The organism is Nostoc sp. (assembly GCF_036917935.1).
In the GTDB taxonomy this organism is placed as follows: Bacteria; Cyanobacteriota; Cyanobacteriia; order Cyanobacteriales; family Nostocaceae; genus Nostoc.
Window position 1 is genome coordinate 116,782 of record NZ_JBALEL010000037.1, and the last position, 19,196, is coordinate 135,977.

15 protein-coding genes and 1 CRISPR repeat array are annotated in these 19,196 nt (G+C 39.9%); of the genes, 14 read left to right on the forward strand and 1 reads right to left on the reverse strand.

All coding sequences use genetic code 11. The features are described 5' to 3' along the window. Positions 1 to 107 precede the first annotated feature (107 nt). The 3 genes from V7K62_RS15640 (at position 108) to V7K62_RS15650 (ending at position 3,430) form a co-directional block, all read left to right on the forward strand. The gene (locus V7K62_RS15640; protein WP_334865424.1) at positions 108 to 1,388 is read left to right on the forward strand and encodes a M16 family metallopeptidase; all 1,281 of its coding nucleotides are present in this window, start codon (positions 108 to 110) and stop codon (positions 1,386 to 1,388) included. 87 nt (positions 1,389 to 1,475) lie between these two features. Beyond that, complete coding sequence (locus tag V7K62_RS15645) at positions 1,476 to 2,357, forward strand: fructosamine kinase family protein (protein WP_334865426.1); 882 nt, start codon at positions 1,476 to 1,478, stop codon at positions 2,355 to 2,357. A gap of 434 nt (positions 2,358 to 2,791) precedes the next feature. Continuing rightward, complete coding sequence (locus V7K62_RS15650) at positions 2,792 to 3,430, forward strand: histidine phosphatase family protein (protein ID WP_334865428.1); 639 nt, start codon at positions 2,792 to 2,794, stop codon at positions 3,428 to 3,430. 133 nt (positions 3,431 to 3,563) lie between these two features. On the opposite strand, the gene V7K62_RS15655 is transcribed toward V7K62_RS15650, so the two are convergent. Further along, positions 3,564 to 4,427 carry a transcriptional regulator gene (locus V7K62_RS15655; protein WP_334865430.1) on the reverse strand — a complete coding sequence of 288 codons (864 nt, stop codon included), beginning with the start codon at positions 4,425 to 4,427 and terminating at the stop codon, positions 3,564 to 3,566. An 87-nt stretch (positions 4,428 to 4,514) separates the two neighbouring features. Here V7K62_RS15655 and cas3 point away from each other — a divergent pair, with 87 nt between their 5' ends. The 11 genes from cas3 (at position 4,515) to cas2 (ending at position 16,360) form a co-directional block, all read left to right on the forward strand. After that, positions 4,515 to 6,629 (forward strand): type I-D CRISPR-associated helicase Cas3', encoded by a 2,115-nt coding sequence (gene cas3 / locus V7K62_RS15660; protein WP_334865432.1) that lies wholly within the window; start codon positions 4,515 to 4,517, stop codon positions 6,627 to 6,629. A 318-nt stretch (positions 6,630 to 6,947) separates the two neighbouring features. Further along, positions 6,948 to 7,208 carry a DUF433 domain-containing protein gene (locus tag V7K62_RS15665; protein WP_334865434.1) on the forward strand — a complete coding sequence of 87 codons (261 nt, stop codon included), beginning with the start codon at positions 6,948 to 6,950 and terminating at the stop codon, positions 7,206 to 7,208. Further along, the gene (locus V7K62_RS15670) at positions 7,205 to 7,588 is read left to right on the forward strand and encodes a DUF5615 family PIN-like protein (protein ID WP_334865437.1); all 384 of its coding nucleotides are present in this window, start codon (positions 7,205 to 7,207) and stop codon (positions 7,586 to 7,588) included. The genes V7K62_RS15665 and V7K62_RS15670 overlap by 4 nt, the downstream gene beginning before the upstream one ends. After that, entirely contained in the window at positions 7,588 to 10,908 is a 3,321-nt protein-coding gene (gene cas10d, locus V7K62_RS15675) for a type I-D CRISPR-associated protein Cas10d/Csc3 (protein WP_334865439.1), read from the forward strand. Before V7K62_RS15670 ends, cas10d begins: the two co-directional genes overlap by 1 nt. 44 nt (positions 10,909 to 10,952) lie before the next feature. Continuing rightward, entirely contained in the window at positions 10,953 to 11,987 is a 1,035-nt protein-coding gene (gene cas7d, locus V7K62_RS15680) for a type I-D CRISPR-associated protein Cas7/Csc2 (protein WP_334865441.1), read from the forward strand. Between the two features lie 5 nt (positions 11,988 to 11,992). Next, the gene (cas5d, locus tag V7K62_RS15685) at positions 11,993 to 12,700 is read left to right on the forward strand and encodes a type I-D CRISPR-associated protein Cas5/Csc1 (protein WP_334865443.1); all 708 of its coding nucleotides are present in this window, start codon (positions 11,993 to 11,995) and stop codon (positions 12,698 to 12,700) included. A 113-nt stretch (positions 12,701 to 12,813) separates the two neighbouring features. Further along, positions 12,814 to 13,434, forward strand: coding sequence for a 2OG-Fe(II) oxygenase (locus tag V7K62_RS15690; protein ID WP_334865445.1), 621 nt, complete (start codon positions 12,814 to 12,816; stop codon positions 13,432 to 13,434). Further along, on the forward strand, positions 13,424 to 14,269 hold the full coding sequence (cas6, locus tag V7K62_RS15695) for a CRISPR-associated endoribonuclease Cas6 (RefSeq protein ID WP_334865447.1): 846 nt from the start codon (positions 13,424 to 13,426) through the stop codon (positions 14,267 to 14,269). Before V7K62_RS15690 ends, cas6 begins: the two co-directional genes overlap by 11 nt. 31 nt (positions 14,270 to 14,300) lie before the next feature. After that, on the forward strand, positions 14,301 to 14,894 hold the full coding sequence (cas4, locus tag V7K62_RS15700; protein ID WP_334865448.1) for a CRISPR-associated protein Cas4: 594 nt from the start codon (positions 14,301 to 14,303) through the stop codon (positions 14,892 to 14,894). 149 nt (positions 14,895 to 15,043) lie between these two features. Then, positions 15,044 to 16,048, forward strand: coding sequence for a type I-D CRISPR-associated endonuclease Cas1d (gene cas1d / locus V7K62_RS15705; protein ID WP_334865450.1), 1,005 nt, complete (start codon positions 15,044 to 15,046; stop codon positions 16,046 to 16,048). Between the two features lie 24 nt (positions 16,049 to 16,072). Then, positions 16,073 to 16,360, forward strand: a complete 288-nt coding sequence (cas2, locus tag V7K62_RS15710) for a CRISPR-associated endonuclease Cas2 (RefSeq protein WP_322713634.1) — start codon at positions 16,073 to 16,075, stop codon at positions 16,358 to 16,360. 268 nt (positions 16,361 to 16,628) lie between these two features. Further along, positions 16,629 to 18,984: a CRISPR direct-repeat array (repeat unit 37 nt; unit sequence ATTGCAATTACTCAAAATCCCTATTAGGGATTGAAAC). The last annotated feature ends 212 nt before the right edge of the window (positions 18,985 to 19,196 follow it).

Consider the following 19,196-nt stretch of genomic DNA (forward strand, 5'->3'; position numbering starts at 1 on the left):
GGATACGGGGAAATTTTTCTTGGCGTCTCTTGCTGATGCGATCGCAGTGCTTATTTTAAGTCGCAGATAAGATAAAAGAGTAACATGCTCCTCACACACAAGTAGCAATGACCTCAACCCTGCGAAAATTTCCCCGTCTCAATGCCCCGACGCTGCACCACTTGCCTAATGGTTTGACAATCATTGCCGAGCAAATGCCAGTTGAAGCCGTAAACCTCAACTTATGGATTAAAGTTGGCTCTGCTGTAGAACCTGATGCCATTAATGGCATGGCTCACTTTTTAGAACACATGATTTTTAAAGGAACAGAACGACTGGCTAGTGGCGAATTTGAACGTCGAATTGAAGAACGGGGTGCTGTTACCAATGCCGCTACTAGCCAAGACTATACTCATTACTATATAACTACTGCCCCCAAAGATTTTGCCGAGCTTGCGCCACTACAAATAGATGTAGTATCGAATGCGAGTATTCCTGATGATCCCTTTGAACGTGAGCGATTGGTAGTTTTAGAAGAAATTAGGCGTTCCGAGGATAATCCCCAACGGCGTATATATCGGCGGGCGATGGAGACAGCCTTTGATCGTCTACCCTATCGCCGTCCAGTATTGGGGCCAGAATCAGTAATTGCCGAACTTAAACCCCAGCAGATGCGAGATTTTCATGCTAACTGGTATCAACCCCAGTCAATTACTGCTGTGGCTGTGGGCAATTTGCCTGTGGAAGAATTAATTGCAACTATTGCGGAAGGATTTACAAAAGCTAATAAAACTCCCTACTCCTCACTCCCTACTCCCGACTTTCCACTCAACCCTGAGTCACCATTTACAGAAATTGTCCGTCGAGAATTTATCGATGAAAGTCTGCAACAAGCAAGACTAGTGATGCTTTGGCGGGTTCCAGGAATGACTCACTTAGATCGCACCTATGGATTGGATGTTTTAGCAGGAATTTTAGGACACGGGCGGACATCAAGACTGGTGAGGGATTTACGAGAAGAACGGGGATTGGTTTCTTCAATTTCTGTGAGCAATATGAGCAATAATTTGCAAGGGACATTTTATATTTCAGCTAAATGTGCAGTGGAAAATTTACCAGTTGTAGAGGATGCGATCGCTCAACACATTCGCAAAATACAAACAGAATTGGTAACAGAATCAGAAATTGCCCGTGTGCGGCGACGAGTAGCTAACAGATTTGTTTTTGGCAATGAAACACCAAGCGATCGCTCTGGGTTGTATGGTTATTATCAATCTTTGGTGGGAGATTTGGAACCTGCCTTTAACTACCCAGCGATAATTCACAGCCAAGATGCAACAGACTTGATGCAAGCAGCCAAAGAGTATCTTTCCCCAGATGCTTATGGTGTAGTTTTTGTCAAGCCGTAAATTAGGAAATGGGGCATTGGGCATTGGTTATTCCCCTTGTCTCCCTTGTCCCCCTTGTCCCCCTCATCCCCACTCCCCAATTTAATCATGTGGACTCAAATCGACGCGCATATTAGCCAGGTGACTGGCGAAAAATTTCAGAGCCAGCAAAGGCGATCGGTTGGTGGCGGGTGCATCAACCAAGGTTATGCTGTTTCCAATGGTGAGATAACCTACTTCGTCAAGCAAAACCTTGCATCCCAAGTTGCGATGTTTGAGGCTGAGGCATTGGGTTTAAAGGAAATGCTAGCAACAGCTAGTATTCGCATCCCCAAACCAATTTGCTGGGGTACTGCTGATAATTCCAGCTACATCGTCCTGGAATGGTTGGAACTTGGCGGCGGTAACAGCAATTTGTGGGAAGAGATGGGGCGCAAATTGGCGGCAATGCATAAAGCTAGCAGCAGTCAAGGTTTTGGTTGGAAAATTAACAATACTATTGGTTCTACACCCCAAATCAATACTTGGACAGCAGACTGGACGGAATTTTATATTAAACATCGTCTGGGTTATCAATTTCAGTTGGCAAGGCGGCGAGGAGGTAATTTTCCCCAGCAAGAGAAGTTACTAGCAGCTATCCCGGAACTATTGGCAGATCATCACGTGCAACCTTCCTTAGTACATGGCGATTTATGGGGCGGAAATGCTGGGTGTACAGCCTCAGGAGAACCCGTGATATTTGATCCAGCAACTTATTTTGCAGATAGAGAAGTTGATATCGCCATGACAGAATTGTTTGGTGGGTTCCCTGCGGCGTTTTATAAAGGTTACAACGAGGTATTTCCCTTAGATCGAGGCTATGAACGCCGAAAAACGCTCTATAACCTCTATCACATTTTGAATCACTTCAATTTATTTGGGGGCGGTTATGATTCGCAAACCAATAGGATGATTGACCAGATTTTACGATCAGGGATGCGGATTAAATAAAGTGCAAAACTAGTGACAGAGCATAGTAGATTGAATTTGTGGGTTTCAAGAGTGCAGTATCGTGATGAAAATCTAGTCTCCAATGATAGAAAAACAGATGCAATCTTACCTATAAATCTTTGTCGGAGAAAGACCGACGGTGATATGCGGCGATTGAACCGAAAAAGCTTGGTTACGGGGGTATCCGATATATAACCCACCTTCGGCACCTTAACTGTCACAGTTTAGCTGTTTGGGGAATTCGCCAACGGTATCCGTATCCCGGCTCAAACTAGAGTACTAGCTCTTACCGCTACTTTTGATCTCGTTGACAAAAGTTTATGGTTGATTGACTTTTTTGGTTGATTACTTTGTCCTGGTGTCACAGACTCGATTGCGAGATTGATGGTATTTTATTTTTGCACAAACTCCTTTATCCCAATCGCATACAAGCTATGACACTCAATTTATATTTACTGCGACATGGAGAAACTACCTTTAGTCAAAGTGGTAATTTCTGCGGTGAAACTGATGCGGAGTTAACTTCTGAAGGGATGCAGATGGCATCCGCTTTTGCCGATATTTATCAACAATTGAAGTGGAAAGGGGTTTATGTTAGCCCGATGAAGCGTGCAATTGCAACTGCCAAGCCATTTTGTAATGCTATCGGTATGGATATGCAGTTGCGTGACGGACTTAGAGAAGGTAGTTATGGCGAATGGGAAACTAAGAGTAAATCGTTTGCCCAAGAGAATTACGCAGAAAACTATGTAAAATGGGTGACAGAACCCGCTTGGAATGCACCACTAGGTGGAGAAACTGCGGTAGAAATTGCTAACCGTTCTATGCCTGTAATTGCTGAAATTCAAGAAAAACATCCCCAAGGTAATGTTTTAGTAGTTTCTCATAAAGCCACGATTCGGATTATGCTTTGCAGTTTACTGGGAATTGATTTGGGACGCTATCGCTATCGGGTGAATATTTTGGTCGCGTCAGTAAGTATGGTTAAATTTGACGTTAATGGCCCTTTGTTAGAAATATTAGGCGATCGCCATCATATACCCGATCGTATTCGCTCTCGTCCGGGAACATAATATAGCGGTTCTCGTTTCGATGCAATACAGTCAGACCTCTCTCCAAACCTCTCTCCTAAGAGGAGAGAGGCTTTGAATTTTACTCCCCTTCCAGCAATCAAAAGTTTTTCCGCTTCCCTCTCCTCGTCAAGACTTAACTCCTGATTTCGATATCGTATAACTGGCATAGCGTGAGGAGTTTTTGTTTGAGGCGATCGCGCAGACTCTCAGGTGATACAATCACGCAATCTTCCCAATAAGGCGATACTTCTCGAATCAACCAGAAGGGGTTAGCTACTCGGCGCACCACCTGACGCACATCATTAATCATGTCATCCTCAATATCATCTTCTTTGGCTTGATAGGCTTTGGCTAGCCAACCTCGAAAGTGTAATTGCACTTTTACATAATCAAGTTCACCTCGCCAATCACCACTTGTAGGTACAACAGACTTAATTCGCTCAAAGCTTAAGCAACGATTGTGCCAAAGTTGGGGTAATTCTGGAATATCGTTTTCTACGTCTGCTGTCTCTTCGCACCAAATCATGAGATAAAAGCGTTTCTCAAAAAAGCGTACCTCAGCATGACGGACTTTGTAATCTAGTTCGTGACCTTGAGAGTTGGAATAGAGAAGGTAGAAAGGGTGTTTTGCTTTACTTAGTTCTTCTATCGTATTTCGCCACTCTTGGATAGGTTGACTAAGTTGTTTCATCAGCAATTGACGAAGAGGCGCTTCGAGATTGCCACGCTCTAGCAAAAGTGCAAGTACAGTTTGCGCTTCTCCTATATGACCCGCATCATTTAAGGCTTTAATCGCTTGCTGTAAGGCATTAACTTGGTTTGAGTCAAGCGTAAAGGGCTTTCCAACCTCTACAGATTGTTGGGCGATCGCTACTATTAAGCCCGAAACACTTGGTTCTTTACCCCAATTGATATTGAGGCGGCGAGCTATCTCCTCTAATTGAACTTTTGTACCTGGAACAACTGAAAGCGTAAGTGCTTCTTTTTTTCGATTCATCTTTTAAATATACTTGCACTTTTCGAAAAACTATGTCATCTTAGATTTAGTCTAAATACAGATTACCTCGAACTACAGGCATCTAACATGAAAAATTACAGAATTAGCCTGAAACCTGTTTACTCACGTCTGGCTGAGTCACTACCTCAAGGATTAACCCTACCTGGGGAGATTTCTTCACTCTCATGGCATCAAGCAGAAACCTATAAAGCATTACAAGACCAAAATATTGATGTTGTCTTTAATAGAGCCATGACAGGCGATGGTAAAAGTTTGGCTGCTTATTTGTCAGCGATCACAAATTGCACGTACACTTTAGCAATGTATCCGACAAATGAACTTGCAAGAGATCAAGAAAAACAGGTGCAAGGATACAAAGATATATTTAAACCTAAGAAAGATCCGCAAATCAGACGATTAACCGCAGCTATTTTAGAGAAATATATAACTAGTAATCAGATATCTTCCAAACGAGATGGGATAGAAGACTTTTCTACTAATTATGAAATTCTGCTGACGAACCCTGACATTTTTCATTACATCCATAATTTTTACTACTTAAGAGGAAAAATAGATAACCCTGACAGGTTATTTAGACGTATAGATGAAAATTATAAATTATTTATCTATGATGAATTTCATATTTTTTCATCTCCACAAATAGCTAGTGTCATCAATACCATACTTTTAATGAAGCACACTGGTGATGCTAATAAAAAATTCCTCTTTCTTTCTGCTACGCCTAATGAAGTCTTAAAGACTTTTTTAGAAAAAGCTCAACTTAGATATAAAGAAATTGCTCCGGTTGATGTTGGAGCTTATAAATTTTCTTCAGATAACTCAAACGATGGCTGGCGACAAATTAATCAGCCCATTAACTTATGCTTTCCTCAAGAGATAGAGCCTAATTTGAGTTCTAGTTACAAATGGATAGAAGAAAATGCCGAAACAGTAATTTTAAAGTTTTTCCAAGATAATCCAAACAGCAAAGGGGCAATTATTCTCAATTCAATTGCAGCAGTTAAGAAACTATTACCTAAATTAAAAGCTATCTTTGAACCGCGATGGAAAGTTAGAGAAAATACTGGTTTAACAGGAGAAACTGAAAAATCTCAGTCGGTTGCTGAAGCTGATTTACTTCTGGGTACATCTACAATTGACGTTGGCGTAGACTTTCGGATTAATTTCCTAGTTTTTGAAGCTGCTGATGCCGGAAATTTTATTCAACGCTTTGGTAGGCTTGGTAGACATAAAGGTTTTGAAACTTATCAAGCTTATGCTTTAATACCTAACTTTCTTGTTGCAAGACTATTTGCAGATAAATTCCATCCTTTAGAAGATAGTGAAACTTACGATCGCGTTAATTTTAACAATGCAATTAATGGATTTTGGACATTTAAAAATCAGTTCGAGCGATATCCTCAGCGATGGGGTGGGATTCAATCAGCTTATATCTATTCAAAGCTGCAAGGAAACCATCACATGAAAGAAAAATATCCAGAAGTCGCTAAGAAATTTGGTACTAGTATTCAAAATGCTTTTGGAATTAGTCTTAAACAAATGAATGCACAGTTTTATCGCTGTCAAAACGAAGGGAAAACAAAAATTATTGATGAGGCTAGGAGTTTTCGGGGAAGTAGCCAGTTAGATTGTGCAATTTATGACTTAACTAATCCAGATGAGCCAGAAGCTGAAAGATTTAAAATGTATAATCTTCCTGGCATTCTCAATAACTTTATTTTTGAGTTATGGGATAAAAATAGCTTTATAGAAAAAGCTGAGAAAGCAGGAGTAATTACTACTCGCTTTGATAAAGCTTTGTGTTATTTGAAGTTCAAAGATTATCGAGAGGTGCGGGAAGATTGGCACTTTTATTATCCAGGGAATCTCAGAGAAGTGGCTAAATCTGGTAAGGTGCAGCTTCTCAATGACTTAGAGATTTGCCAACGACACGGTTACGGTATCAACCAAATTAGTGATGCTGTGAGTAGACGTAAACTAGTGTGCTTCATTTCAGACCGCGATCGCAACTTTTTACGCGCCACCCTCGGACTACCTATGCACTTTCAAGCTTACCCCCTCACCAACGAGCCAGAAGATAGAAGTCCTCGCTACACCATTACTTTTGGACAAGATGCGCTGTTATTAGAAACCTTAACTTGGCATTGGAAGCCAAAGGACGATGAAGGATGGATATGTTAGAACTTGCTGTAAACGCTCACAGTCGCCAATATAAGCTACAGGAAGATGAAAGATGAATTGGCTTAAAAGCTTGAGGAGAAAGAGTTTTGCCCGAAATCAGAAAGCAACAGTGTTTCAATCCCTAATAGGTATTTTAAGCATTTATGCTTATGCAGTACTGCACTGCGTTTCTTTCTCCTTATATATAGATTACACGATGTTGTTTCCGCCGGAGCAAAGTGTGAACGATGGAACTTAAGCGGATGGAGTGTTACACGACTCAGGTAAATGACCAACGAGTTTGTTTAGATGTGTTATGCAAAATCTGGAGAAAAACCAATGACTAAAGATCATCTGCTTTCTCGCATTTCTATCGACCCCAATATCTGCTTCGGTAAACCGTGCATTCGCGGACATCGTATTTGGGTTTCTCTAATTCTTGACCTTCTAGCCGCAGGAGAAACAATAGAGACAATTTTAGAAGAATATCCTGGCTTAGAGAAAGAAGATATTCTTGCTTGTATCGCTTACGGTGCTGAGATGACAAGGGATTGTTTTGTCGAGATTCCTCTAGGAACTCACAAGGAAACAAAAAAGTGAATATCAAACTAGATGAAAATCTTGGTAGCTTGCGGGTGGCTACATGGTTGCGTTTAGCAGGACATGATGTTGCAACAGTTAGAGAACAAGGTCTTACTTCTACTCCAGATGAAGAATTAATTGATATTTGTCACAGTGAAGGCAGGATATTAGTTACTTCAGACAGAGGATTTGAAAATCGTCTGAAATATAATCCATCAGACTATTCAGGAATAGTAGTACTACGTTTACCTGCTCGTTCTAAATTTGCTGATTGGCGTGAAGCTATTGAGACATTAATTACTGGTTTAGAAGCCGCAGATGTGACGGGTAAGTTGTGGATAATTCGTAACGGAAATATTCAAGAATATCAACCAATTGAGCCAGAGGATAAAAATTAATGAGCGAATATGATGATGACTTACCGGAAGAAGTACCAGATTTTGACACGACAGAATATGAGGATGATGAATCACCTATAAAACGCGAATTTCTCACGATTAAGTTATTCAAAGAAGCTGTAAAAAAGGCAAAAGGAAATGAAGGCGATCGCATCCTCGAAAAGTTTGCAGATTATGTCTTACCTAATTTAATTCAACAGCTAGCAGGAGCAACCGCTAAAGGTGGTAAATTCTTTGAAATCACGATAGAAATCATTAATGCCAAAAGAGCCGCCGCAGGTAAAAATCCGGTTCGCAGAGATAATGCTGGCGACCAATCTATACTTGCTCACTTACTTAATGGTCTATTTCCCAGCTATCATATTTTGAAAAGATTACAAGCAGAAGAAATAGGTACAAACCCAGTTAAACGTAGTTGTGAAGACTTGCAGACCTCTGTATTTATTGTTTCTTACTTATTGCACGACTATGAAAAATTCCCTGATTATCCAGATTGGTTAGAACAAAACTCGATCAATCGTAATTGGGAAGAAGAACCAGCAAAAAAATCAGATGCTCCAAATCTAGGACGTGGATACATTGCCAAAAAGATTTTAGATTTTGGTTTATATCACTTACTTGGTGAAACATGGGAAGAACTTATTGATGACATTATCGAGATTAGCAGTAATGCAGGTGTTAAAAATGATTCTGATTTCGGCTTAACTACTCGTGGACTCAAACCTTTAGATGATGAAAGATTAGATAGTAGAATTAGACAAGTTTTAATTGACTTAATTAGATTATCTGATTTATTTGCTTCAGTTGTAAAACATCCGCGAGATGTAGAATCTGGAGGCTTACAGACATTACTTACAAAATTAAGTAATCATCAGCTAAAACTTACTTATCACTCCCTTTCAGAGAATCGTGGTATTCTCACAAATATTTTCAATAACGCTTTAATAGCAGCACATCCTGAAGAGTTTTATACACCATTACTGTATTTACCTGATGGTGTTGTCTATTTAGCTACCGTTGATGCTCCTCCGATTATAACTGATAAGATTCCCGAACAAGTTATTGCCAAAATTAAGTACCTGTGTTCAGAGAAGCTAAAAGAAAGACAAACAGGTTTTAATCGTGATGGTAAAGGTTTTAAGTTTGCAGATTATTACTGGTTATTTTTTGATGTAGTTGAATTAATGGAAGTTAGCATTAATGCTGCTTCTCGACTACTTCCAGACTCAAAAACTGCTTCTGCTGGTAAGCGAGGCGAAAGTTTACAGAATTTCCAAGCACAAGGCGAATTAGCAGCACATTTAAACTTGCAATTTGCTGATGAAGTTCGTATTGATAGATTGGCAGAGTTTGGTGATATTTTATGTCGAGGAATTTGGGGTAGTTGGTGCGAAAAAGTTAATGATTGGCAGAAACAACAGCCAAAAAATGAGAGGAAAACTATTCCTGATTTAGATTTGACACAAAAGCTAGCTGAATACTTAGAATTATCAGCAGAGATTCCAGCTATCAGACAAATTCAATCTTTGAAAAAGACAGGTGGTGTACCTCTTGATTGGTATTATCTAGCATCACAATACTTTCGCAATCATTCAGGATTAGACTTTGCTCAAATCCTGGAAGTAATGAAAGGGATGGTAAATCATGCTGCTGTTTTTATTAGACCAATTTTAGCAGAGTTTCAGGATGTGCCTGATGGCTGGGATGATTTAGAAACTTATGTTAACCGAGTTATTTCATTACCAACAGGCGCAGTTATAGAACCAGAGCCAGACTCATTTTTAGTTGAACTAAAACGCTATAATGCCGCCAAAATTACAGGTAGAGGACGAGAAAATGTTTGTGCAATTTCTAGTTCTTCGTATACTGTGACTGAACAAATGGAATCAGCGACTTTATTCGCGCCTCAAGTCTACAGTAATCGTCAGATTTTATTTAATGCTCAAGCTGCTAAACGGCAAATTTGCTCAATTTGGTCAATTGAAATCATGTTGAGACAAATTTTGATGAACCAAACAAATGCTGTAGGAGCAGACTTTGAAGGACGTAAATATCGCTATCTCTATCTTTATCCTACTTACTTCTTTACCCCAGAAACCAATAAATTTTTGCAACTAGCTTACAATCAATTTTCTCGAACCCGGTTTGATGCTGAAATGCGTAAGCATTTTATTGGCGAAAATCAAGTTGCAAAGTTTAAAATTGAAGACTACCAAAAAGTTGATTCTCTCCTGATTAAAGAAAATCTAAAACCAGAAGACGATCGCACTTTTAAAATTAGCTTTTCAGATAAAGAAACACTGACATTTTTCTTTTTAGGTTTACCTCCTGGAAGAGATGCTACAGATACAGAATCTTGGGTAACACCGGCTTGGTTAGCGTTAGTGTTACCGCTTGTTCTTGATGTAAAAGTTGTTGCATCAGAATCACCTGTACCACCTTTCATTAGTGGCGCTGATTTTGAAGAGACAGTTTTAATTGATGGGGAACATCAAGCAATTCGTTCTTTGATTAAAAAAGATAACTATCGTTTAGATAGTATTCTACCTCGTAGTTCAGAAAAGCGTAAATTTTCCCCGCTTAATGCTCTAACTGCGGCTTACTCCATCCACTTGGAAGTTAACCGTAAAAAGGATGGCGATCCAGATTGGGGAAAATTAGCAGATTTGGCACGAGATTTAGAAACCAGTCCTCTTTATGTCTTTCATTACCTGAATAAATGGTTAAGGAAGCAAGACAAAATTGAGTCTGTACCTCTTGCTAAAGTTCGCCTATACTTGGATTTTTACCACTACTTTGAACCAGAAGGAAAAGCTGTGAATCAATTACGTGAATTAACATCACTCTATCGTCAATTTTACCGCGCACAAACTAAAGGTAAATCACCAAAAGCAAATGCTATCCTTAAACCCATTGATGAGGCTGCTGATGTGATTTTGAAAATTGATAAAGCTGTAGCTGGTGACGCTGAATCATTAACAGATGCAGTAGCTGCGCGTTTATCAAAATTAATGAATAAGGTTGAACGCGGTGCTGCGGAAGGGAGACGTACTTTTATTTTGGTAGATGGTAAATGGAAACGTGCTTTAAATGATGCAGAAGAACGTCAAGCCGTATATGACTTTGCCAAGTATTTTGTGAAAGACATTTTTGAGGAAAGTTTTAAAGGCGATCGCGCCCGTTTAGCAGGTACTCAACTCAATTTAATTAGAGATACCTGTGAATATCTTTATCGCCTAGCCGATGATGAAGAACGTAAAGCACGTCCCCAAGATGAACCTGATGATATTCCTGAATTAGAACTTGAAGCATCAGTCTAATTTATTCTTTTTTTCCAACTAACTAAATTCGGAGTAATCAAACCATGAAATTTCTCAAAACACTCGATTCTAAATTTTTCCATGACATAATCCCTGCTAAACCAATGGGGAAATATGTTCATTTCATCACTATTCGCGTTACAGAATCTTATCCTTTATTCCAGACAGATGGTGAACTCAATAAAGCAAGAGTACGTGCTGGAATTGAAAACAAAGAACCTATTAGTCGCTTGGCAATGTTTAAGCGCAAGCAGTCTACACCAGAACGTTTAACAGGTAGAGAATTACTACGTAACTACAAAATTGGTGACTGGGAAAAATGCGACTACAACGTAGATTTTAGTAAAACTACTCCTGATTGTATTCTCTACGGTTTTGCTATTGGTGATTCTGGTTCTGAAAAGTCGAAAGTAGTTGTAGATACAGCTTATTCCATCACACCATTTGATGATTCTCACCTTAACTTTACCCTTAATGCACCTTTTGAGAATGGGACGATGAGCCGTCAAGGGGAAGTAACCAGCCGTATTAATAGTCAAGACCATATCTTACCTCAAGTCTTTTTCCCCAGTATTGTCACGCTGAAAGATGCCACTGAAGCTGGATTTCTCTACGTTTTCAATAATATTCTCAGAACACGCCATTACGGAGCGCAGACTACCCGCACTGGTAGAGTGCGTAATGAGTTAGTTGGAGTCATTTTCGCTGATGGTGAGATTGTTAGTAATCTTCTCTGGACTCAAAAAATATATGACGTAATGAGCAATGCAACTCCAAAGCAAATTAATCCTCCTGATCCGCTTAATGAAGACGAGGTTTTAGAGGCTGCTACACAAGCAATTACTGCTCTAATGTCTCAAGAGTGTATTTCTCATACTGATTTTGTTGGTGCATCCTTGACACAACTTTTGAGTGAAGTCAAGTCTATCACCAGTGATGAAACTCGATTGCAAGAAATGTTGAGTCAAGCAAATGCTGAATCATCTATTTATGCTCAAACATGGGTTCTTAAATCAGGCAAGAAAGACCCTACGAAAGATAGCAAGAATAATAAGAAAGCTGTTGCTGCAACGGAGTAAGCGATATGGTGTCAATTTACCGTTGTCAAATAGAACTTCATGACAGCCTCTATTTTGCTACTCGTGAAATTGGGCGATTGTATGAAACAGAGCCAATAATTCACAATTACGCTCTCTGTTATGCATTGGGTTTAGTTGATAGCAAAATATACTCTACTACTGTTACTGAAGAACATTCTTATCGCTACTTTTGTCCTGAACAAGTGCCAAAATATGAGGAGCATTTAACGCCACTCAATCAACAGGGAATTTACGTAACTCCAGGGCGATCGCTCAATCATTCTTCTATCCTCAATACCTGGAAGTATGCTAACAACAACTACCACGTTGAAATGGAGAAGACACAGAAAAATATCCCCAGTTTTGGTAGAGCAAAGGAAATAGCAGCAGAAAGTAAATTTGAGTTTATTGTCATCTCCCAAAAAGAACTCAAACTACCAAAGTGGATTCGCTTGGGTAAATGGATGAGCAAGGCTGAAGTAACGGTTCAACAATTACCGAAACATAAAATTTCTGAAGGTATATTCACTTGTACACATCCATTAAATCCGTTAGATGTCATGTTCACTAATCAAGTCATGAGCTATGATGTTGTGAATATGCCTCCAGTTAGCTTAATTCAGAATGTCCAAATGCGAGGTCAATACTATCAATTTGATGGCATTCAAAACTTAAAAGTTCCAGTTAAGATAGAATATCGTTTTCGGAGTTAATTAATTCCTAAAACCTTTACTACGTTTTTTATTTTTCGCAGGTTCTAGCGTCCAGTCACAAATTACGTTACAATTTTTAACCCTGCTAGTTCTGTACGCTCCCCACATCCATCGTGAAACACTATCAACAACAAACCAAAGCCTTCCCCAGCGATTACTTAAACAACTTGTGGGGAGAAATCCAAGCTTGTCCTTACTTTGCTATCAACAACCTCAACCGCGATTTTGTCGCCACCAAAGGATTTTCTGTAGTATTTCAGCGTTCTGGATTAGCAAAAGTAGAACAGCAGTTTCCCTACTTCAAACCTTACCTAGATTTGGCTCTCCAGGCGAATTGTAATGCTTTTTACCTCAATCCTTTACAACTCAAAGAAGGCTCCCGCGTCGATCCGCATATCGATCGCTCCTTACGTTCCTACAGCAAAACGATTGAACCACCTGCGGTTGTCAGCGTCCTCTATGTGCGACTACCAGCAGATATGGAAGGGGGAGAACTGGTATTGCGATCGCACAAACGCCAACTTGGGCAAATTAAGCCCCAAATCAATACTTTAGTTCATTTTCAAGGTGACTTAACCCATTCGGTTAACGCTGTCAAAACCCCAGGAAATCGTCTGAGTCTCGTTTGTGAACAGTATAGTTTGAGTGATGCTGAACTCCAGGAAATTCCAGAGTTTACTGTAGAGTCAAGAAGCACTCAGTCTACAACCAAAAAAAGAAAATATGCCTCATAGCTTAGTGTTGAATTTGCTACCTCAATCGCCCATTCCACCCCAATATCTCACAGGTAGACATCTCCACGCCTTATTTCTCACCCTCGTTAGTTCTGTAGATACCACATTGGGCGATCGCTTGCATGATTCCACCGCAGACAAAGCTTTCACCCTCTCCCCTCTACAAATTAGTAATACAAACTCCCCCGTTTTGAAGGGTGGTAAAGAGGGATCTAAATTGCAATACTCACATCAACAACCCATTCCCACCGGAACACCTTGTTGGTGGCGCATCTCTTTATTAGATGACACTCTATTTAGCAAACTTACCCAACTCTGGCTAAATCTTAATCCCAATCGCCCTTGGCATCTTGGCCCGGCTGACTTGTATATTACCAGCATTCAAGGCACACCCCAATCTATTCAACCTTGGGCAAATGCCAGTACTTATGCTCAATTATACGAAGAAGCTAGCGATTGCAATTCTTCCATTAACCTTAGCTTCTCCACGCCTACCGCCTTCCGTCAAGGACAGTATGACACTACCCTTCCTACCAGAGAATCTGTTTTTAATTCCCTACTTTCGCGGTGGAATAAGTACAGTGGCATAGAATTTACTCACATTGCGATCGAATCCATCTTCCCCTCATTTGTCAACATTCACACAGAAATATTAGCTGACTCCCGCAGCAAATTTATCGGCATTCTTGGTGAAGTTAACTACAAGATTTTGGGAGAAATTCAACCGATACAAATTAAGCAAATTAACGCTTTAGCTGACTTTGCTTTGTATGCAGGAATTGGACGAAAAACAACAATGGGTATGGGTATGTCAAGGCGGCTGTATTCTCCATGATTTCAATAATCATTTAAAAAATACCTAAGTTATGAATAACATCGAATATATTTCCATTGCGGCATTGAATCAATACGCTTATTGTCCGCATCGTTGCTGGCGGATGTTTTGTACAGGCGAATTTACCGATAACCAATACACAATTGAAGGTACAACTTTACACGATCGCGTCCATACCACAAGCGATGTACAGCGAGGAGAAACTTGGCAGATTCGAGCAATTTGGCTGAAGTCTGAGCAATACAAACTCATCGGAAAATCTGACTTGATTGAAGCAGAATCAGGTCAAGTTTACCCAGTGGAATATAAACGCGGACGCAAAGGCGAATGGGATAACGATGAATTGCAAGTCTGTGCCCAAGCCTTATGTTTAGAAGAAATGACAGGACAAGCAGTTAACACTGGATATATCTATTATGCCCACTCCCATCAACGGCAATTAGTAGAGATTAATCAAGAGTTACGGCAAAGTGCGATCGCGACTATTGAATACGTTACAAATCTCCTAGAAACAGGAATGATGCCAAAACCAGTCTACAGCAAACGCTGCAAAGGATGCAGTCTTTATTCGCAATGTTTACCTAAAGCAACTGATAAAGTCAAAACTTATCAAGAAGTCAATTAAATCATACTCTGGCCAATTCTATAGCGTTTCCTAATCATAGTCCCCTCCTCGCTTGCGGGGAGGGGGTTGGGGGTGGGGTTCTTATACCTCACTCAACCGAGAACCCCTATATTCACTTCAGCACCAATTATTACTAGGAATCATCAAACATGGGAACAGTTTACGTAACACAAGCCGACGCTTTTATCGGCAAAGTTGACGAACGTCTCACCGTCAAAGCGGAACAAAAAATAATCTTGGATATCCCTTTAATTAAGATAGAAGGAATTGTAGTAATAGGTAGGGCTACCGTTTCCCCCTCAGCTGTAAGTGAACTTTTAGAACGTCACATTTGTCTAACATTTCTCACCCAAAACGGACGATATTTAGGACGTTTAGAACCAGAAGTTACCAAAAATATCTTTGTTCGTAAAGCCCAATGGCAAGCTGTGGGAGAATCACAACCAGCAATACATTTAGTCAAAGGATTTGTACGGGGTAAATTAAAAAATTACCGCCATAGCTTACTTCGCACCCAGCGAGAACATCCTGATGTTGACCTGAATAATAACATCACTCGATTGGAACACGCGATCGCACCAATCGAAAACACTAACAATATTGATTCTCTCAGAGGCTTAGAAGGTGCCGGTAGTGCAGCCTACTTCGGTTGCTTTCAACAGCTAATTAGAACCTCAGAATTTAAATTTGAAGCCAGACGCCGCCGCCCACCAACCGATCCAGTTAATGCCCTACTGAGTTTTGGGTATTCATTGCTACGCCATGATGTGCAAAGTGCTTTAAATATTGTTGGCTTCGATCCCTATCTAGGATACTTACACGTCGAGCGTTATGGTAGACCTTCCCTAGCCTTAGACTTGATGGAAGAATTTCGCCCTTTAATAGTGGATGCTCTAGTATTGTCGCTGATTAACAAGCGATCGCTAACCCTAACTGACTTTACCACCGAACCGCTCAGTGGTGCTGTGTCTTTAACCAAAGAAGGATTACATACATTTCTTCGCGCCTACCAACAAAAGAAACTATCGAGTTTCAAACATCCAGTCATGGGAAACAAATGCACCTACCAAGAATCCTTTGAAATTCAAGCGAGGTTATTGAGTAAGTACCTCATGAACCAAATCGATAAATATCCCCCCTTAATTCTCAAATAACTTGTCATTTCTCCCACTCCCCCCATGTATATTGTTGTCAGCTACGACATTCCAGAAGATAAGCGTCGTACTAAAATCCATTCGGTTCTCAAGTCTTACGGCCAATGGATGCAACTGAGTGTATTTGAGTGCGATATCACTTCCACTCAGTATGCTAAACTGCGATCGCGTTTAGCTAAATTGATTAAACCCGACACTGACAGCGTTCGCTTTTATTTTCTCTGTGGCTGTTGTCAGCGAAAAGTCGAACGTATTGGCGGAGAACAGCCACGAGACGAAACAATTTTCTTTGCTGAGTCCCCTTCTAGCTAGGTTTCTGCATCTCAAATGCGCGGAGGGGTAGGTGTACAAATTCGACAGCCCGAAAAAAGTGCTTCTATCCCAACTCCAGTAAGGCTTTCAACCCATTAGTCGCCTAATCCTCATCCGCGCAATCTCTGAAATGCTTACAAAAATTGGGTTTTAGCGTTTAAACTTTCCTCGCACTCTTTCCAAACGAATTCTCTAATGCTATGATTACCCTTGACTCGCGTAACTGCACCTTGAAAACTAAATATAGCTTGGCTTTCCGGCTCCCGCCATTGCAATTACTCAAAATCCCTATTAGGGATTGAAACATCCCTGAACCTAAACAAAAGAATCCTTTTCTAGTATTGCAATTACTCAAAATCCCTATTAGGGATTGAAACTGTGCATCGAGAACAAAAATGGTAGACCTAAAAAATATTGCAATTACTCAAAATCCCTATTAGGGATTGAAACAATATTTCCATGAAAATATGAAGCATAAGAATCATTGCAATTACTCAAAATCCCTATTAGGGATTGAAACTAATTTAGCCAAAACTCACCCCATGATTATTATATTGCAATTACTCAAAATCCCTATTAGGGATTGAAACATAGGCATTTTCCACCTCCTGGGTCTACCTCTTATTGCAATTACTCAAAATCCCTATTAGGGATTGAAACACCTTAATCAAAAAGCTCATCTATATAGGTGAGCATTGCAATTACTCAAAATCCCTATTAGGGATTGAAACCTCGGCAAAGGTGATCAGGTGATCTGTCTGGATATCGAATTGCAATTACTCAAAATCCCTATTAGGGATTGAAACGAACGCATCACCGATACGAGTACCAAGGTTGCCAAATTGCAATTACTCAAAATCCCTATTAGGGATTGAAACGCTGCAAAGCAGTTCATCTGGAATTTCAACTGGAACTATTGCAATTACTCAAAATCCCTATTAGGGATTGAAACTCTAGTTGTCTACCCCGCCCATCTATTTTTCCGAATTGCAATTACTCAAAATCCCTATTAGGGATTGAAACCCCTCATTATTTTTTTAGCATTTGAAACAACAAGAGGATTGCAATTACTCAAAATCCCTATTAGGGATTGAAACCAAAGCCGTGAATCTTTCTCGTAAAGACTAACATTGCAATTACTCAAAATCCCTATTAGGGATTGAAACCCTCAGGGATATTGGCACTGGAGCGAATGCGAAATTAATTGCAATTACTCAAAATCCCTATTAGGGATTGAAACATTGACAAAATCATGAACGGCAGCATGAGGGGCATTATTGCAATTACTCAAAATCCCTATTAGGGATTGAAACCTTTCGCTGGAACGACAAAAACAAATTTGAAAAAATTGCAATTACTCAAAATCCCTATTAGGGATTGAAACAACAACGACATTAGGAAGTGGCGTTTCACCGTTAGCATTGCAATTACTCAAAATCCCTATTAGGGATTGAAACATACGTTTCCTATCATGTTTAGGGACTACCAGCAATAATTGCAATTACTCAAAATCCCTATTAGGGATTGAAACGTATGGTTGCAACAGATGCGACGTGTTTATGAAAATTGCAATTACTCAAAATCCCTATTAGGGATTGAAACGTAACCCTATTATACCCAGGGTTGATGATAAAGCTTTAAATTGCAATTACTCAAAATCCCTATTAGGGATTGAAACTTTAAAATTAGTACTTGTTCGTAGTTAACTTTTGTATTGCAATTACTCAAAATCCCTATTAGGGATTGAAACATTTTGCCAGGGATGAGTTTATAGAATTTGATGAAATTGCAATTACTCAAAATCCCTATTAGGGATTGAAACTGCACCATCCCACAGTTCACTGCCATCATTAAAAAATTGCAATTACTCAAAATCCCTATTAGGGATTGAAACCAATTGGTCAGCCTACTATTGGTTGTCCTAAAAATTGCAATTACTCAAAATCCCTATTAGGGATTGAAACTTTATCAACTCTTGTTGGTGGTGTTATTCTTTCTCATTGCAATTACTCAAAATCCCTATTAGGGATTGAAACTGTTGCCACCCCCCCCTACCCCCCCTCATCCCCCATTGCAATTACTCAAAATCCCTATTAGGGATTGAAACATTAACCTGGATGAAAGTAACACTAAGGCAGTGAAATTGCAATTACTCAAAATCCCTATTAGGGATTGAAACTTGTGTACAGCAACTACAATATCACTTAAACCAGCCGCAACTATTGCAATTACTCAAAATCCCTATTAGGGATTGAAACGGGCAATCAAGCTAACGCCAACAATCGCAGATGCACCCAAAATTGCAATTACTCAAAATCCCTATTAGGGATTGAAACGAATCGGTATTTTGGCATTTAGACCCCGTGTTACCAATTGCAATTACTCAAAATCCCTATTAGGGATTGAAACCGCAATGCTCCCCTCCCTGTGGGGACGGTGGTATGATTGCAATTACTCAAAATCCCTATTAGGGATTGAAACGGGGAATACGACGATCGCACCCTTGATTTCTTCTATTGCAATTACTCAAAATCCCTATTAGGGATTGAAACTTGTTACTCCCCATCTTGCCAAATATCTGAATAGCATTGCAATTACTCAAAATCCCTATTAGGGATTGAAACAATTCTAGAAAAAGCAAGTAACCCTCAAAGCCTCTCTCCTTTTAGGAGAGAGGTTTGGAGTGAGGTCAAAATCTATTGCATACAAACGAGCGTAGACGCAGAGCGGCTTGTCGTAAGACATCGCTATATATTCCTATTAAGGATTCAAACAAAGAAATGCAAAAATTAGGGAAAGGGTGAGCTGCTTGCCCACCCTAAACCATTATTTACTT

Coding starts and splice junctions, on each gene's coding strand:
- V7K62_RS15640 (WP_334865424.1), top strand. CDS start 108: ATGACCTCAACCCTGCGAAAATTTCCCCGTCTCAATGCCCCGACGCTG.
- V7K62_RS15645 (WP_334865426.1), top strand. CDS start 1,476: ATGTGGACTCAAATCGACGCGCATATTAGCCAGGTGACTGGCGAAAAA.
- V7K62_RS15650 (WP_334865428.1), top strand. CDS start 2,792: ATGACACTCAATTTATATTTACTGCGACATGGAGAAACTACCTTTAGT.
- V7K62_RS15655 (WP_334865430.1), bottom strand. CDS start 4,427: ATGAATCGAAAAAAAGAAGCACTTACGCTTTCAGTTGTTCCAGGTACA.
- cas3 (WP_334865432.1), top strand. CDS start 4,515: ATGAAAAATTACAGAATTAGCCTGAAACCTGTTTACTCACGTCTGGCT.
- V7K62_RS15665 (WP_334865434.1), top strand. CDS start 6,948: ATGACTAAAGATCATCTGCTTTCTCGCATTTCTATCGACCCCAATATC.
- cas10d (WP_334865439.1), top strand. CDS start 7,588: ATGAGCGAATATGATGATGACTTACCGGAAGAAGTACCAGATTTTGAC.
- cas7d (WP_334865441.1), top strand. CDS start 10,953: ATGAAATTTCTCAAAACACTCGATTCTAAATTTTTCCATGACATAATC.
- cas5d (WP_334865443.1), top strand. CDS start 11,993: ATGGTGTCAATTTACCGTTGTCAAATAGAACTTCATGACAGCCTCTAT.
- cas6 (WP_334865447.1), top strand. CDS start 13,424: ATGCCTCATAGCTTAGTGTTGAATTTGCTACCTCAATCGCCCATTCCA.
- cas4 (WP_334865448.1), top strand. CDS start 14,301: ATGAATAACATCGAATATATTTCCATTGCGGCATTGAATCAATACGCT.
- cas1d (WP_334865450.1), top strand. CDS start 15,044: ATGGGAACAGTTTACGTAACACAAGCCGACGCTTTTATCGGCAAAGTT.
- cas2 (WP_322713634.1), top strand. CDS start 16,073: ATGTATATTGTTGTCAGCTACGACATTCCAGAAGATAAGCGTCGTACT.